Source organism: Halalkalibaculum roseum (genome assembly GCF_011059145.1).
Lineage (GTDB): Bacteria > Bacteroidota > Rhodothermia > Balneolales > Balneolaceae > Halalkalibaculum > Halalkalibaculum roseum.
In genome coordinates this window covers 408,018-426,201 of sequence record NZ_JAALLT010000003.1, presented here as the reverse complement: position 1 = coordinate 426,201, position 18,184 = coordinate 408,018, and the positions used below count along the sequence as shown (strand labels likewise).

The 18,184-nt window shown below is 43.8% G+C and carries 8 protein-coding genes; 4 read left to right on the top strand and 4 right to left on the bottom strand.

Annotated elements, in window-relative coordinates:
- Positions 1-8 precede the first annotated feature (8 nt).
- The gene (locus G3570_RS10315; RefSeq protein ID WP_165141984.1) at positions 9-503 is read left to right on the top strand and encodes a hypothetical protein; all 495 of its coding nucleotides are present in this window, start codon (positions 9-11) and stop codon (positions 501-503) included.
- Here the strand turns inward: G3570_RS10315 and G3570_RS10310 are convergent.
- From G3570_RS10310 to G3570_RS10300, 3 genes are read right to left on the bottom strand one after another with little or no spacing between them, the layout of a single operon-like run.
- Positions 500-2,701: a CRTAC1 family protein gene (locus tag G3570_RS10310; protein WP_165141982.1), complete on the bottom strand. Its 2,202-nt coding sequence runs from the start codon at positions 2,699-2,701 to the stop codon at positions 500-502. The genes G3570_RS10315 and G3570_RS10310 overlap by 4 nt on opposite strands.
- A 38-nt stretch (positions 2,702-2,739) precedes the next feature.
- A complete protein-coding gene (locus tag G3570_RS10305; RefSeq protein ID WP_249066962.1) occupies positions 2,740-6,417 on the bottom strand; it encodes a CRTAC1 family protein in 3,678 nt (1,225 codons plus the stop codon).
- Between the two features lie 53 nt (positions 6,418-6,470).
- A complete protein-coding gene (locus G3570_RS10300; RefSeq protein WP_165141978.1) occupies positions 6,471-10,160 on the bottom strand; it encodes an FG-GAP-like repeat-containing protein in 3,690 nt (1,229 codons plus the stop codon).
- A gap of 550 nt (positions 10,161-10,710) precedes the next feature.
- Between G3570_RS10300 and G3570_RS10295 the strand changes: the two genes are divergently transcribed.
- The 3 genes from G3570_RS10295 to G3570_RS10285 all read left to right on the top strand — a co-directional run bounded on the left by G3570_RS10295 (position 10,711) and on the right by G3570_RS10285 (position 16,207).
- Complete coding sequence (locus G3570_RS10295) at positions 10,711-14,118, top strand: TonB-dependent receptor (RefSeq protein WP_165141976.1); 3,408 nt, start codon at positions 10,711-10,713, stop codon at positions 14,116-14,118.
- Positions 14,119-15,636 (top strand): hypothetical protein, encoded by a 1,518-nt coding sequence (locus G3570_RS10290; protein WP_165141974.1) that lies wholly within the window; start codon positions 14,119-14,121, stop codon positions 15,634-15,636.
- A 64-nt stretch (positions 15,637-15,700) separates the two neighbouring features.
- Complete coding sequence (locus G3570_RS10285; protein ID WP_165141972.1) at positions 15,701-16,207, top strand: hypothetical protein; 507 nt, start codon at positions 15,701-15,703, stop codon at positions 16,205-16,207.
- A gap of 191 nt (positions 16,208-16,398) precedes the next feature.
- Here the strand turns inward: G3570_RS10285 and G3570_RS10280 are convergent, their stop codons facing one another.
- Entirely contained in the window at positions 16,399-18,180 is a 1,782-nt protein-coding gene (locus tag G3570_RS10280) for a RagB/SusD family nutrient uptake outer membrane protein (protein ID WP_165141970.1), read from the bottom strand.
- Positions 18,181-18,184 lie beyond the last annotated feature (4 nt).

Here is an 18,184-nt window from a genome sequence, read left to right as displayed (position 1 = left end):
GATAAGTCATGATGTTTAGATTAAAATTTGTACTTGGTTTTGTTGTATTAGGAATTTTAACCAGCTGTCAGGGTATGCAGCAGACTGCGCGGGATGGTACAATGAAGGAGACGATCAGAAGAGTCACTCCAAGTGATATAAAGTCTTATACCGATAAAATTATTGTGAATGAGTACCAGTTCCGTATGAATAGAACGGAGGAGACTAATTCTAGTCTCTATTTTGAAACGTATTGGAAAACCCTTGAGCCCAATACCGCAGAACAGGAGGCAGGGATATCGGATGTCCGTCTCAGAATAAAAATTAGAAGTCAGAAACTTCGCCGGGGTATGGATGAGTTTACCGTACACAATTTAAATTTCACGGCGGAATTGCAGGGTACTACTGATAACAACACAGGAAGCTGGAATAACATCCGGATAACTCCCGAAAGAGAAGAGTTCATCGATGCCATTTTTGATGACTATGAGACGGAGTTCAAAGCGGGCGTTATGGAGTATTAATTGGCCCTTAAGGAAAAAGTCGGTCGAGATATATTTATTGGTTTCTCACCTTCTTTTACCTTGTAATGACTATCCATTGCTAAATCGGTAAAAGTCTGCGTCTTACCTGTTGTAGGCCAGGTTATTGAGACAGAACGGACAGACTCTGCATCTCCAAGCCCTATTTCCTGTTGAAGAGAATTGGAACCGAAACTGCCTCCGGTAGAGACGGTCTTGTGAATTTCATATTCTGTACCTTCACTGCCTTCCACGCTTATCTTGATTCGAGCACCTATTGCGGATCTATTGGAGGCTTCCCCCTCAAGATCCAATGTGAGCCAGTGATTGTCATGACCCGGGTTCTCAAATAATAGATTGAGATAGGTATCTCCCTTGAGTGCTCCACCCATAACCATGAAAATATCCTGGTCTCCGTCGTGGTCCAGATCAGCAAATGACACCCCGTGTCCCTTTTGAATATTTCCAAAACCACCGCTTGTTGTCACTTCCTGGAAGTTTTTACCGGCATTGTTGCGAAACATCCTGCTTGGCATCAAGGCCCGGAAATCGGGATCTCCGGTTCCCACATAGAAATCAGAATACCCGTCGTTATCCAGGTCTCCGTAATTACTGCCCATACTGTACAGCACCTTGTTAAGTTTGACCTTTTGAGTCACATCCTCAAATGTTCCATCATGGTTGTTTTCATAAAGTCTTGGCATAGTTGCCTGGGTGGGTTTACCAAGGTATTCATTGGCAACATCGGCTGCGTTGGCATAATAACCTGAGACAAAGATATCCAGCCAGCCGTCATTATTGTAATCCCAGAACCAGGTGGGGAAGCTTCGGATAGGTTCCTGTACACCTGCCTTTTCAGCAACTTCAGTAAAAGACCAAGAGTTACCTTTAGCGCCATCGTTGTGATAAAGTAAATTGGATTCACCAAGACGCGATACATATAGATCCTGAAGGCCGTCATTATTATAGTCGCCCCATACTACTCCTTTTATAAATCCTGTTGCGTTGATACCGACTTCTACAGCTACATTGGTAAAAGTACCGTCACCATTATTTCGATAGAGCTCGGAAGGGTTATAACTGTTTCTAGTTTTTTCATTGCCTATATAAAGATCCAGCCAGCCGTCATTGTTGTAATCACCCCATGCCGCGGTTTGGGTAGGGTGTCGGCTCAGGAGACCAGCATTTTCCGTTACATCCGAAAAGGTACCGTCTCCATTGTTGTGAAGTAGTGAGTTTGGATGCTTACCGTCATTCGCCAGCCATGCTCCACGTAGAACAAATACATCAGCATAGCCATCGTTATCAAAATCAGCATGAATCATATTAAGACCCCCGGTAATTCCCGTAAGACCGGCCTCTTTTGTTTTCTTGGTAAAAGTACCGTCACCATTGTTTTGGTAATACTGTAGTTGATCTTCAAGCCCCCATGAAGAAGCCATGATGTCTATATGACCGTCATTGTTGAAATCTTCTGTAATACTGCCACCTGATAGTCCCATTTCAGCCAGTCCCAGATCGGGTGCGATATCGTAAAATCTACCGATCTCGTAATCTGAATCGAAAACGTCTTTAGGAATGAGCCATTCATTAGGAACTTCATCCGGGTATTTCCCCAGGGTCATGTAGGCCACGTTCAGCAGCCATTGCGAAGCCATGTCATTCGGACGTTTTTCCAGAATCTCGGTATAAGCTTCAATAGCTTTCTCTGATCCCTCGGTCAGGCTGTGTACTCCTTCACCCTCAATGGGTATCAGGCAGGAGGATGAGGAGTGATTGAGAAGGCAGTTTTGCTGTTCTCCCAGCCTCATATAAGAGATAGCCAACAGTTCTTCTATAGTAGTAACAAATGATTGCGGGGCATTGAGATCGCGGTTTTCGAGAGCTTCCCTAATTGTTTTAAACTTATCAATGGCTTCTTCCGTCTGTCCGGAATAAAGTAGTTCCTGGGCGATTCTGGCATGATATTGTATATTTCGATCGGGCCTCTCCGGCTCGGGAAGACTCCGGTAATATTCTACTCGCTTTAGATTTGCGTACTCATTGGTTCTGGGATTTACATTTTCGCTGAGTTTTTCAAGTCTTGTTACCATTTCAGCAGTACCGTCCTTCAACTTAACAGGCTGTTTGCTTTGGCACCCTGCCAAACTGTAGATAAAAAGTGTAACAACAACACCAAGGAGTAGATGAACTTTAGACATATCTTTTAATTATAAACCGGATTAACGCGCATGTGCGGTTAGTTGTATTCTATGGTCCCGTCCTTATATATAATGATATTATCGGACTTTTGTGTCAGGGTAAGGGTATCAGTTTTCCCACCGGGCCAGTTTACTTGCACAGCACGTGGATAGTTTTGATATCCTAGAAGTAGATCGGCGGAGTTTTGAGACCAGTACCCCGATCCAGCTTTTATTTCCCGCAGCGGACCGGAGTGTTTTTCATATAAAAGCCTGGCTGCAGCACCTATAGCAGTTGGATTGTCTTTGCCACCTTTCAGCGTAATCCTGAGGGCTGATTTGGAGCTCCGGTTTTCAAATAACTTTGTTTGAGCACTGTTTTGAGTCACGAGCAGGTCAATCCTGTTGTCGCGGTTGTAATCGCTTACTGCGGCGGCCCGTTGCTCTCCATAAACTTTGATGCCTGATTTCACTCCATCTACCGTTTTGAACTTCCCGGTTCCATCTCCCTGTAATAAGAGTCCTCTACCGGCATCCGATCTCCGGTCTTGTGTTCGTGTACCAAAAAAGTTCTGAGACAGGAAGAGGTCCTCATTTCCGTCTGCATTGAAATCCATTACAACTGCTGAATAGCCAGAGGCAAATTGTATCTCTTGTGGCAGGGGGGCAGTCCTAAAGCCGTCTTGAAAATTGAGGAACAGCATGGTCTTTGCAGTATTTATTTCTACTGTATCAATTTCCACTGCAGCATTATCCGTCATTTCCTGCAGTGTTGAATTACTGAATTGCTCAAATGACCAGAACTGTTTGCCAATAAAAGGAATTTCTGCTCCCAATAGGCGCAACTTGCGACTGGGTACGATTGCATTGAGATCCTTTTCGTAATGTGCTTCAATAATTTCTGTGTTTTCGTTATTGTCAAAATTCCCATACAGCATGTACTTTTCACTTTCATCTCTACTCATGTAGAAATCATTAAGCCCCTGATTGGTTGCCAGGATATCAAGGCGCCCGTCGTTGTTGAAATCTCCCGTTGTTATACCCTTCCACCGGCCGGTTAGACCACCGAATATTGTTGAATGAGTAATCTCACTAAACTTACCCTGTTCATTTTTGAATATTTTTATTGGTCCCCACTCAGTGGCTAAAAGCAATTCGGGATACCCGTCCAGGTCCAGATCACTGAATACGGCTCCGGATACCAAGCCTACTTTTTCAAATGGATTTTCCTGTTGTTGCACAGGTTCGAAGTTTCCGCTGTTGTTGATGTATAAATGAGAAGATACCGGGACGGGATAGTTATATGGCTTGAAACGTTTGCCGGCAAAAAGATCCAGGTCACCGTCTGCATCAATATCAGCCATAGCCAGTGGTCCTGTTGCTGTTCCCGGGTTCGATTTTATTTCTTGAGTATAGGATCGCGAAAAATCAGAATTACTTTCGGAAAAAATATTAAACGAATGGGAGGCGGTACTGCTATCTTCATATAAGTAATTCCCGGTGACTATGTGTGTACCCCTGGAATCGTGCCACCCTAATATTCCTGAAAGATCATTATCGAGATGTTCAGAGAGGGCAGGGTCAGAAACTTCTTTAAAATTTCCCCTTTCGTCATTTTGATAATAGGCCATATGTCTGCTTTTCCCTGTTCCGATCAACAAATCGTCAAATCCATCCTTGTTGACGTCAAAAAAAGACCCGGCAGGGCCGGGCTGACTTAACCGGTAGGGGAGCAGCGGCTGGGCCTCAAAATCGTCAAAAAATGGATCCTGATGTTCATGCTGCAACTTAGAACTCACATCTTTAAAGTAGGTAGAAAGTTGATCACTCTGATTATGGCCTGCAGTTGAGTTATTCACCGTCTTTATAATTTCATAAAATCGGTTTGCCTGTACATCAGGTATAGTATTAACTGAACCATCGGGCCATGTTATTCGAATACTCATTACAGAATCATCACTAGCTGCGAATGTATAGTCAGCTGGAGACCCTGAAAGATAGGAACCGGAAGCCGTCACCTGTTTTTTTTGGATTAGAGAGCCAACTTTTACTTCAATCGTTGAGCCTATGCCATGGGTGTTAGGCTGTTCACCCTGAAGCCTGATCCTGATTCGTGGTTTTGTAGCTTTGTTTTCAAATAGGCCGGCTTCAGATCCCAATCGGTTAAAAACCAGGTCCTGGTCTCCGTCATTATCTAGATCAGCTGAGGCCAGGCCATGTGAAATATCATCTTCGTCAAAACCCCATTCAGTGCTCTTATCTTTAAACTGTAGATTCCCATTGTTTTTAAAAGCTACATTTTGTGATTCGAGGCTGGGATACTCAAACATGGTTTGCGTGGGATCAATGGTGCCCATCTGTTCTCTTCGCGCAATCTTACTGTTCGCATCGAGGTCCTGGGTATCGAAATAATTACCCGTAGCTACGATTATATCCTCATACCCGTCCAGATCTACGTCAAGAAATGAGGTTGCCCATGACCACTCTGATGCAGCTACTCCGCTGTACTCTGCAATCTCTGAAAAGGTATTATCACTTCGATTTAAAAATAGTGTGTTACCCATGTAGAGCGGTCTATTGGAAATGGTACCTGTGGTATCCGGCAGCGGAATCATGGTCGAGAGTTGCTTGCTTCGAAGCCTATAATCTCTGCTTAACATTTCAACCACAAAAATATCGTATGCTCCGTCACGGTTTATATCAGATATATCTACGGACATCGATGAGAGACTGAGATGACGGATGGCAAGTGGATCTATTTCTGTGAAGGTTCCGTCACCGTCATTTATCCAGATGCGATCGGGAGTCTCAAAGTCATTGCATACATACAGATCGGGATATCCATCTTCATTAATATCAAAAAAGCGGGTGTGAAGTCCCCAGCCGTTATGAGCAGTGATTGCTTCTCCATCTTGATCTTCGAAAACACCTGAAGAAAAGGGAATCTCTGTAAAGTTACCGGTGCCATCATTCTCATATAGCAAATCATTTTCGCCTGTTTCGAACCATAGCATAACATCTCCACGCTGCTCAAACTCATAATGGGGTTTTAAATGATCCGGGATATAGTAGTTACCCTGATCATCCTGCTTGATGATATCTGAAAATCCCCGTTGTCGTGGATAGATATCTTTGGCAGACTTTTGCTTATAGTTGGTGATATACAAGTCCAGGTCACCGTCTCGGTCAATATCACCGAAAGTCGACGACATACTACCGTAAGCCCCGGTTCCGAGCGCCCCCGCTATTTCCTGAAATTGACCCTCGCCGTTATTTATAAAAATCTTGTTGGTACTGCCCAATGCGGTAACCAGTAAATCCAGATCGCTATCCCCGTCGATATCTGCGAAATTTACCCCGGTTGAAAATTGATTACTGAGGCCAAGTCCTGACTGAGCGGTAATATCCCGGAATTGCCAGTTACCCAGATTTTTATACAGTTTATTGGGTCCATCCAGCTTGGCAAAGTAAAGATCAATCCATCCATCACCGTCAATATCTCCTGCAGCAACTCCTGAACCATTCAATAGGTTTCGATTTCTCTCAATTTGTTCGTTTTTCAAACGGTTTGTAAATGATATACCCGTTTCATCCGGAGATTTTGCTTCGAAACCATTTTGTTGGAAAAAGTGAAATGATGATCCCATCTCTTTCCAGCGGTAGTCGGTTTCGTTATGCCATTCACCGGTTTGGGGGTGGCTGCATCCAACGATTGCAACCAGGATAGTGATTGCCAAAGTTTTTGAACTACTGCAAAAAGAAGCCATAATCACTTGGAGGTCCGCTCTGTCTACTTTTTTGGAGTGTTTGAATATTCAACCTGCAACTGAAGATCTTCCGGCAGTTCTTCAAGTTTTATTCTCTGTCGGGTACCGTCAAACCAGTTGATTTCGATGCTGACCGGTTCTTCATTGTAGCCAAATAGTAGCAACCTGCTGTTCTGGGACCAATAACCTGAGCCTGCCTGAATCTCTTTATAGGGACCTTTTCTTCCTTTTGGAAATACTAATCGAGCCCCGGAACCGATGGCCCAGGCATTGGAAGCTGGGCCAAGTAATTCTACGCTAAGTGTCTTTTTGCCGGATATATTTTTATAAAGTTTCAACTCTGTACCATTCTGTGAAACCGCCAAATCTATTCTGCCATCATCATTGTAGTCACCCAGTGCTGCACCCCGCTGCTCACCGTAAACCTTGATTCCGGTTTTGTGTCCATCTACAGCTGTGAAGTTGGCATTTCCGTCTCCCTTGAGCCAGAGGCCTCGTCCTGCGTCACTTCGAGAGCTTTGTGCCGGAACTGCAAATAGGTTTTGGCTCAAAAAGATATCTTCGTTGCCATCTCCGTCAAAATCTGCTATGCCTGCATAATGAGCGGTTGAAAATTGAGCCTTTGAGGGTAACTGCTGTGTCCTGAAACCATTTCCGGTATTAATGAAAAGCATGTGAGCCAGAGTGGCGGCATCTTTATTGGGTACTCGTTCCAGATCGGCACCTATAATCTGAGAAAGAGAGGCTTCACCGTAAGCTGCATGAGATGATACTTTCCTGTTAAGCGCTTCGTCGGAAGTGGAAACCTTATTCATATTATATAAGGGTACAATTTCACCGAGTTCTTCACTCTTATAGGCCTCATACATTTCAAGTCTGCCGTCTCTGTCCGAATCCCCATAGTATATATAGAGCGGACTGTCGCCTTTAAGTTGGTACCCGGAATTAAGACCTCGGTTGGTAGCAATAATATCGGGCAAGCCATCATTGTTTATGTCCCCCGTAGTTACACCATTCCACAGGCCGGTGTACTCCTCTATTCCAAGGTGACTGGATCGTTCCGCAAAAGCACCCTCATTATTTTCAAAAATTTTAATAGGGCCCCATTCTGTGGCAAGGATCAGGTCAGGATCACCGTCTTTATCATAATCGCTGAATGTGGCGCTTTTGACAAGCCCAATATTCTTTAAAAGACCGGTATTATTAGTATCCGGTTTAAATTTCCCCTTTTGATTTATAAACAATCTAGAGCTGGCCGAGATGGGATATTGCCCCGGATTAAATGTACCGCCGACGAAAAGATCCAAGAACCCGTCACCGGTATAATCAGCCATTGCCAAGGGACCAGTAGTAGATAAAACACCGGGTATGGATTCCTGATCAATAACTTTACCATTATTAAGGATATAATGATAAGCCGAAGGTGCATCCGTTCGTCCCTGTTCAAAATTAGCAGAACCGACAATAAGATGTACCTTATTATTCTGCTTCCATCCAAGTATCGTAGTCTGGTCACCGGTTGCCGGGTCAGTTAAAGGATCTAGTTCCTCCTCGCTAAACGTAGTTCCATCATCCTCGAAAATGCCGGTTACTCCACCTTTCCCGGAACTGACAAATAAATTTTCAATACCGTCAGAATTATAGTCAATCCATGAAACACCGGGGCCGAGGCGGCTTAATTTGTATGGTAAAAGGGGTTGAAGCTTGAAATCCTGGTATGATTCTTCATGATGTTTGTAGTTCACCCGATCAGACTCCTCCTTAAAAAAGAAGGTGGAATCACTTTCAGAAACATTCGACTTGATAGAATCAGTATCAGTAGGTTTTGCGATCTCATAAATATGGTTGGCACGTATGTCTTTATAACTGCTTTTCCTACCATCAGGCCATTTTATTGTCAGGTTATATGACTCGTTTAAATCGGTACTGAAAACAGTCAGTGGATCAGAGCCGGATAAATAACCACCACCTGAACTGATCTCTTTTTGCTGTATTTTGTCCCCATTTTGAAGCATAACCCTCGCACCTATTGCCTGGAAATTTTGATTATTCCCAACAAGACGGATTGCTATGCGAGGTTTGGACACATCATTGCGATAGATGACGGCATCCTCATTTAACCGGTTCAGGATTATATCCAGATCCCCGTCATTATCGAGGTCCGCTGTGGCTGCACCATTAGATATATCCCTGGAATCTATTCCCCAGTCATCTGTTTTATCTGTAAAAGTCAGATCGCCGTCGTTTTTAAAAAACCTGTTTTTAAGTTTTAGGGTTGGATAGGTCAGAATAGTTTCCTGGGCTTCTTTCCAGTTGCGGAAGTTTCCTTGGGAAATTCTGGCAGCTACGTCCGCATCCTGAACGTCGTAGGCATTTCCGGTCGTCACAAATATATCTTCATAACCGTCCAGGTCGATATCCATGAAATTGGTAGCCCATGACCATTCACTAGCTGCTACACCACTATATTGTGCAATTTCCTCAAAGGTATTATCACCCCGGTTATGAAAGAGCATATTTCTCATGTAGAGCGGTCGGTTGTCTATAGCACCGATTTCAGGGGGTACGGGTTCCTCAGTAGCGATTTGGCGCATTCGACTAGAATGCCTGGTACTTAGCATATCAGTTGTGAAGAAATCGGTATGTCCGTCTCTGTCGATATCCGAGAAAGCGACGCCCATTGACGAAGCACTAAGCGAACGTATGGCTAATTTATCAATCGCTTTGAATGAACCGTCTCCCCGGTTGATCCAAATGCGATCGGGCGTCCAGAAATCATTGCAAACATACAGGTCTTGAAATCCGTCATCATTGATATCATAAAATTTAGCTGTCAATCCCCAATCTTTTGGAAGTGAAACAGGCTTACCGTCTGTATCAAAAAACACGCTATCTGCCCGGGTAACTTGTTTAAACTTTCCATCTCCACGGTTAATGTACAACTCATCACTTTCCCCGTATTCATATCGGCCGACCACGCCTCTCTGTTCAATAACGGTATAATGCTTGTCGTACGGGGGCTTTATCACATACTTTCCGTTACTTCTCTTCACAATGCGGTTCCACTGTAAATCCCTGGGATTATATATGTCACGCACGGATTGTTGTTTGTAATTCGTCACATATAGGTCCAGATCGGAATCTCCGTCTATATCTGCCAGAGTTAAGGTTGTGCCTCCTTTACCGCTATTAGAATTTAGTCCGGAATCTTTGATCAGGCTGAAATTACCATTGCCATCGTTTTCATATAAAAAGGTTCCACTATTATTGGTAGTCACCAGCAAGTCAAGTTTTCCATCACCGGTCACGTCTGAAAAGGTTGCACCTGTTGAGTAATAATCGTCAAGAGCAACACCTGCCGTTTCAGTAATATTTTCGAACTGCATGCCTCCCGTATTCCGGAACAGCTCATTTGCTCCGTTTAAGTGGGTGAAATAAAGATCTACAAATCCGTCATCATCGATATCCCCGGCAGCTACCCCGGATCCATTAAGAAGATGACGGTTTTCAACTATATCGTCTTCAGGAAGTGTATTGATGAAATCGATATTGGTCTCCCTTGCAGACAGGGCTGAGAACCCCACATTTTGGGAGTTAAATTCCGGAAGTTCGGCCCGCCTATAATTATCACCCTGCTCCCATTTTAGTTCATGTTGATTCTGGCAGCCGGGTAGGATAACTGAATACAGCAGTACAAGTAAACCTGTAAGCACCGGGTACTTTGAAGAGCTATGGGACAACCTGGATAGCAATATTCGCTATTTGTTAAAACATTATTTTCAAGAACATATAGAAATTTTTATTCAATTGTTTAGTTGATTCATTCAAACTCTAGCAAACTGAAAAATTGTAATTTTTGATAAGTCTTAATCGCATGTGTGATGGTGAAAAAATAAAGTGGTAGGAGTGTAAAAAGATTCACACTAATAGTTTTATCAACCTATTCCACTAGCTACATTTTAAGATACAGGAAAGAATACTCACGCAGATGTCCGAATATTTTCGGGGATAAATTCAATTGGTAATATATTTCTGCAATATTATGTAGCATTCAAAAAATAATTTTTCTATCTAGCATATAAAGATATCAGGGAAGCATTATCTTTAAAAGTCTGTAAACCTTCCCTTCGAATTGAGTCGGCATTTATTATTGGGATGACAATAGAACCATTGCTTCATTACCTCTGCTGCAACTTGCAGGCTTATATATTTAGTCATCAAGAAAGGCATTACGTTACTTAAGCCATGAATCACTTACCGTTTATGAGATATATTTCAGCCTTTCTGCTGTTTCTATCTCTTTTTATTGCCGGTCAATTTTCTGCTTTTTGCCAGGTACAAGCCGATACTTTAATAGGTACTATATATGATGAAACTGACCAAAGACCTGTGAGTCAGGCAAGAATTACCATCTCCTTTCCCGGGAACTCCGATGTTGAACAGATCATACTCACTTCAAACTCGGAAGGTTCCTTTACAGCCGCCATACCAAAAATTCGTCCGTTCACAATCACGGTACGGCATCCCGAATACCTGTTCAAAACAATCGAATATTCATTAGGTGAAGAGCTAAATAGAACTATAATGATTGAGCTGGAGAGTGCACTTAAGGAGGTGCAGCTCGAGGGAAGAGTATTATCGGTACGTGATGATGAACCCATTGGTATGGCTGAGGTTAGGCTACAATCAATTGATGGAGAGACGGTAGAGACCGATTTAATTGATAAGTCCGGAGGCGACGGTCGTTTTCAACTGAATACTACCCTAAATCTCAATCATTCGAACCGGCTGGTTTTTTCAGTGAATCATCCTGATTACGTCAGCATCAATACAAGCACAATCTACCGTCCCGATACCGTATTTGTGTTGCGTGCTCAAGCAGAGAGTAACTATATCAGGCTGGGCGGAAATGTAATCGATAAGACCAACGGAAACCCCATTGAATTCGCAACCGTACAGGTGCTTCCGGCAAGCCCAAACGCAACTTTGGAGAGATCCATTGGGACAGCCACCGACCTGGATGGATCTTTCGAGTTTACATTCCGATTCTCGGTCCCCTTCAGACTGAGGTTTTCCCACATATCCTACCAAACAAAGGAATTAACCATCACGGATCCTACCTATCGCCGAATCAAAGTGGAATTATTGCCGGAATCGGTAGAAGGTGAAGAGATCTATGTGATATCCGAAATAGTAAGTGAAGATGAGTTGAAAAATACCGGCACCATCGATAAAATTTCGAATCTTGAAATCAGGGAAATCGCCTCGATGAGTGCTTTTGATCTTGTTTCGACGATGCGGGAAGTGGATGTTTCCACTCAAAGTATTAATCTCCAATCTATCAGTACGCGCGGTTTTAACTCAACCGCTAACCCCCGTTTTTTGCAGCTTACTGATGGTATCGACAACCAGGCACCGGGTCTTGGTTTCCCGCTTGGAAATTTAATGGGTCCCTCTGATCTGGATATTGCATCCATGGAGCTCCTCATTGGCCCCTCCACAACCCAATACGGTTCCAGTGCCATGAGCGGAGTTCTTCTCACACATTCCAAAGATCCCTTTGTGAGCCAGGGCTTCTCTTTCAATGCGCAAGTTGGGACTCATGACTTTAAACTGGGTGGCGCTGACGCCTGGGGCGTAGAGGGCGAAGGGATTTATGATTTTGGACTTCGCTATGCACAAGCGGTAGGAGAGAAGTTTGCATTTAAAATCACGGGTACGATGATAACGGGTACTGATTGGTCAGCTAATAACTATGAAAACCTAAGATCCGATAAGAAGTGGACCGAAAACCTATTGAGAGATCCCGGTTATAATGGTGTCAATTTATATGGCGATGAAAGCTTTAGTCTGTTGCCGGTCGGTTTTGAAATAGAGGAAGGTTTCGTCCCGGTGAGCCGGACAGGTTACAGAGAAGAAGATCTGGTGGATTATGATATAGCAACCAGAAAAGTGGGAGCCTCTCTTCATTATAAATTTAATGAACAGTCCCGGGTAAGCGTGCAGGGTAGATATGGATATACCAACACACTCTATACCGGTGACAGCAGAGTACGTTTGGAAGACTTTGAAATGTATCAGGTGCATTCAGAGCTGAATCTTCACAACTTTATGATACGTGGTTATGCGACCACGCAATATTCCGGTAACTCCTACAACGTGAATATACTGGCTAATGAACTGATTTCTTATGCTAAAAATGATATAAACTGGTTCCGTGATTTCGAACTGGTTTACCAAAATGGACGTCCTATATTTGGAATTCCCAAAGGAAGTGTTGAGGCCGCAAGAGATTATGCCGATAGTGGCTCTACACTTTTATCAGGCAGTGAGGCTGTCTCACGCTTGGAACCGGGTACCCCGGAATATAAAGAGCAACTGCATCGATTAAAGAATATTACCGGATTCAGTGAGGGAGCAGGTATTGTAGACAATTCTATATTGTATCACACCGATGTCAGTAATCGATTTGAGGATGTCCTGGAAGGACTGGATGTTACGGCAGGAAGCTCTATTCGCTATTATGACCTGGAATCAAAAGGGACCATTTTTCCTGATACTACCGGTAACGATATCACCAACTATGAATATGGGCTATTCTTGCAGTTTGAGAAGAGTTTTCTTGATGATAATCTGAATAGTATTGCAGCAGTCCGTTACGATAAAAATGAAAATTTTGATTACAAGCTAAGCCAGGAGGTTGGTTTTAACTATAATCTCAGAGAGAAACATTACTTTCGGTTCTCTTTCCAAAATGGTTTCCGTTATCCTACCGTACGCGAACAGTTTATCAATTCGAACCTGGGTAAAGCAAGGCTGCTCGGCGGTCTCTCACAAATAAATGGAAACTATGAGCTACCATTGAATGCATTTACGGTTCAATCGGTAGAGGATTTTAACCGTGCAGTATCCTTGGATCTCAGGCCTCTTTCGGGAGGTTATAACCGGGAACAGGCAGAATTAAACCACCTGAATATATTAGAACAAGGTATTCTGAGTGAAGATGGACTTCCTACCATTGAACCTGAGATAACCAACTCACTCGAATTGGGTTATCGCCAGCTGATTAATGAACGACTCTATGTTGATCTTAATTACTTTGTAAGTCTCTATGACGGTTTCATTGGAATCAAACGATTTGTTAAACCGAGAACCAGTCCGGTCACCGATCTTTTTGCCGCTGCGGGACAAATAAACCGCGTTAGCGAAAATGAACGTTATTACGTATACAGTAATTCTGAGGGACGCGTAACAGCTCAAGGGGTATCATTTGATATTCAATATACCTCAGGAAATTTTATGAGTAGCTTGAACGGAACCTGGACACAGCTCACCAAAGAAACTAGCGATCCTATTATTCCGGGATACAACACCCCTCCACTGAAAATAAATTTTGAATGGGGTGCCAGAGATCTGGTTACCAACGGTGGCTTTAAAATGACTTTTAGGGCTCGTAACGGGTATGATTGGCAAAGTTCTTTTCTGGACGGAAGGGTACCGGCTTATGGCCATTTTGATTTTCAATTCAATATCAGGTTCCCGGCAATTCAGTCACGATTAAAGACAGGAATTACGAATCTTGGTGTAACCCCTTACTATGATACCTTTGGCGGTCCCGCTATCGGCAGTATTCTGTTTACAACTTTTACGTTCAGTCCGGGAGGTAATTAAATGACCGCAACTACAAACACATACAAGCGAAAAACTTTTGTTTTAGTAATTCTGATTCTTTCTACGGGTTTTGTCTCTTGTTCCTACCAGTTCCCGGAAGAACCGGTTTCGAATGAGGGCGAAGGCCTGCCCGAAACTTTTTCTGAATTCTATGTGCTTGGTGATACCTATGCTTCAGGGTACATGGATGGTGCACTTTACAACGGTGGGCAGGAATATTCCTATGCGAATATATTCGGCAACAAGCTCAATGAGATATACTCAGAGCCGGTATTTCAACAGGCCGAAATAGCCGGTGAAATGGGCTATAATGCAGAAGCCTCCGAAGGTGAAGAAGTTTTGAAAGGAAAGTACAGTCTTCTGTACCGTACTCCGCTTAGCATTTATCCCGCAAGAAACCCATCAGAAGGTGAACAGGTTACCGAATGGGGAGGATCGCCTGATAATTTAAAAGATTTCTCAATCCCCGGACTTAAAAGTTTTGAGGTGGACAGCAACCTTGCATTGGTCCAAAATGCCTATTATAACAGGCTGGGTCTCGGTAGTGCCACTCTTTTGGACCTGATAATACAGAGGCAACCCACTGCAGTGCTGATCCATCTTGGTTATCAGGATATTCTGAATTACGCCCTGAATGGAGCAGCCGGTAATGCAAACCCGGACCCGGTAATGATCGGTGATTCGGATCTGACTCCGGTGTCGGTATTTGAAAATGCTGTCAATGAAATTATTAACAGACTTCTGCAGGAAACTCAGAGTGATATATTTATTGCCAATCTCTTTAATCCTCTACAGGCTCCATATTTTCAAACCATCAGCTATGCCCTGGAAATAGAGAAGTATTCCTCCGGTTACCTCGGAGAAGTAGGATCGCATTATACTGATTTTAACTACGATGTATTTCAGTATAACGATGTGGAAGATGGTGGAGCACCCGCTGAGCTCGATCGTCCGCGCATAATCGTGGATCCCATGGGATATCCACAGATTAGTCCCAATAACAGGGCTAGAGTTATCGTAGATGAGTATCTGAACGAGGCAAGCTTAAATGACGGTACTGTTATCCCCAAATGGAGGCAGCTCAAGGAAGGTGAATTGGTTCTTTATAAAACCGAACCGCAGTTGAACGAATCTTCATCATTATCTGGAATAGAACCGCTTTCCGATGCCCAGGTGCTGACTGAACCTGAAATAGAAATCATCAATCAAAGGGTTGCGGCATACAATAACATCATTGAGAATCTGGTTTCATCGAATGAAAGAATTCATTTGGTTGATTTGAAGTCCATTATCAATGCTGTAAATGAGGGAGCCTATCTCTTTAATGGTGTTCGGCTAGGTATGGAGTTTAATAGGTATGGTATTTTTTCCAGTGATGGGTATACGCTTAATCCCCGCGGTAATGCCATTTTTACCAATCAACTTATACAAGCGATCAATACCACATATGAAGCAGGCCTTCAAAGAATTGATGTAAATGCGTACCGAGGCAATGAAATTATGGCCAATTATAAGTAATTTAGCCCGGTTATTTACCACGGACCGGGTGGTTATATCCTAATTGCTAACAATACTGATCACAATGAAGAATACACTAAAGAGAGGCAAAAGCACTCTATTGTTCTGCCTGATGTTACCTTTGGTTTTGCTTGCTGCTGCTTGCACCTCTGAACATACGTACACCGGTAGAGTCATTGAAATTGACTTTAGGAATATCGATGAGATAAAAGATGAGGCATGGATCGAAGTGGATGGCGTTCGTTATACACATTACCAGAATTTTATGAAATCTAAGCAGGATGCATACTCCTTGCCCGCAAGTAAAGAGGTCTACTATATCGTTAAAAAAGATAGTTCAAGGGAGCAGCGCTATAAGCCGGTAAATGATTTTTCCATTGCTATCAGACTCGGTAACTCCATTGATCTGGCACATACCAGAAAAGATACTACTCTGGCACGCGTTAAAATAAATGAGCGTTATCGTATGCTGGCCTTTGGCACGCTGATCCTACAACGACCCGACTCAACGGCATTTACCGTAAAAACCTCTTCTGAATATCCTGCTAAAATTACGGTAGAAGTACCTTAAGGTTATTATAGTTTAGCCTCCCATAGTTTTGGAATACCGGTACCTACTATAAACGGATGATATCTTATAGATGCATCTATCTGAGAGTTTTGTTGGTGAGTCGAAAGGGCAGACCACACCCCAAAATAAAAAGCAAAAAAAAGCCCCCACCCGGAGGCGGAGGCTTTAAAGTAATTAGGGGAATTGGATTCTTAGTGATCTCCTGCTCCCTTGTTACGAGCCGTTCTGGTATTATCAATATCTGAACGACCATTGTCAGGCTGCAGCGGAGAGTAACTTACATCCGAAGTCTTGGCTACGGATTTGGCCAGACCGGCAGCTTGCGCCAGGTTCTTCCAGCTATTGGCACCGTCAGAGGTACCTACATCACCGGCAAAGTCAGGTCCGCCAAAGGTATAACCGTCCAGCCCTCTGATTTCCAGCTCAGAGCCGGGAACAGGAAGCATGGTTGCGGTTCCAACTTGCAGCATGTCGTGACGTCTCATGAGAAACCATTGCGGGCTTGTGCCGCCCAGCAAGTGAATTTCCACAGAGTACTCACGAAGAAGTGCCCACTGGAATTCGGCAACACTTTCGGTACCGTCCATGGTGTACCCGCCGGATAGCGTGGCATCTTCAATATAACCCAGTCTTTCAGCCGGGAAGGTAAAGCCAAGAGTGGTTTCACCGTCTCCGGAAGGAGTACTGTTGATGGTTTGAGCCGCCAGTACAGGACTGTCGGTAAGCAGTTGCGCTTCAGCTAGCAGTAATAGGTTTTCAGTATCTGTGAAAAAGATCACTGAATTTTCAGCCGGCCACCAGTCGTTTTCAGCAAAGTTTCTTGCACTGAAATAGTTGCTGTAAAGCCGTGCATTACGTGCAGGGTTCAGGAAGCCAGGATTCGTGGTATACTGGAAGTAATCTATACGCGGATCCTGGGTATCGGAAGCAGCAAGACTTGCAGAAGAACCGCTTGCCTCACTTTCCGGATATTCCACAGGGTAATTTGGATCCATCATGTGAATCACTTTTACGTCGGTCGGATTGTAACCGTGTCCCTGTCCTGCACCTGAGAAGCCACCGGCAACTACGAAGTTGGACCAGTCAGCCAGATAGTTGGCGAACTCACCACTGGAACCGATATTCTGGTTCTTGAATACACCAAGGCTGGAACGGGCATCAGGTCCGCCAAGTCCTTTCTCAGCGTAGCCTCGAATTGTAGCCCAATCGAGCTGGTCGCGTTCAGCAGCTGTACGAGCCTGACCGGCAAGAATGCGGGCTGCAAACGAATTGGCAATATCAATAAATTCATCTGCATCCCAGCTGTCAACCGGGTTAGGCATGGAGTTGAAAGTAAAAGTACTCGATCCGGCAGCAAGTGAAATGGCCTGGTCAAGGTCTGCTTTTGCACCTGCAATGAGATCCGCATAGGGGACAAATGAAGGTTCATCTTCGCCCACTACAAAGTTCTCATCAATCAGGTAGGCCTGATCGTACATTAAACCAAGGTACCCATAAGCAAGGCCTCTTAAGAAATAAGCCTGTGCCAGGATATCATCGGTTACGTCGTCTCCGGCCGGGTTGGTAACAGTTTGACCCTCATTTACAATGTTGTTAATGAAGATATTCGCCGTAGCCACACTGGAGTTGAATCCACCGAAAAAGTCGGTGAAGACATCCGGGTTGTTACTGCTCGGAGTCGGATTCAGTCGTCTTCTGGGCTCATCAGTGTAATCCCAATAAGCATTGAAGTTATTGGTCGATGTATTCTGGTCAGCCAACATATTTATGTTGACACCTGAATTGGATACGATAGCTGTGGTGAGATCATAAAATCCACCGGCAAGCAGTTTGGTTTGGTTCTCTGCATTACCTTCAACTACTTCTCGTGTTGGTTCATTGACATTTTGAACCGATAGGTCAGCACAGCTGACAAAGGTCACCGAACCGGCTACCAGCAACAAAACCAATGACTTAAAGTTGAATGTTTTCATAATA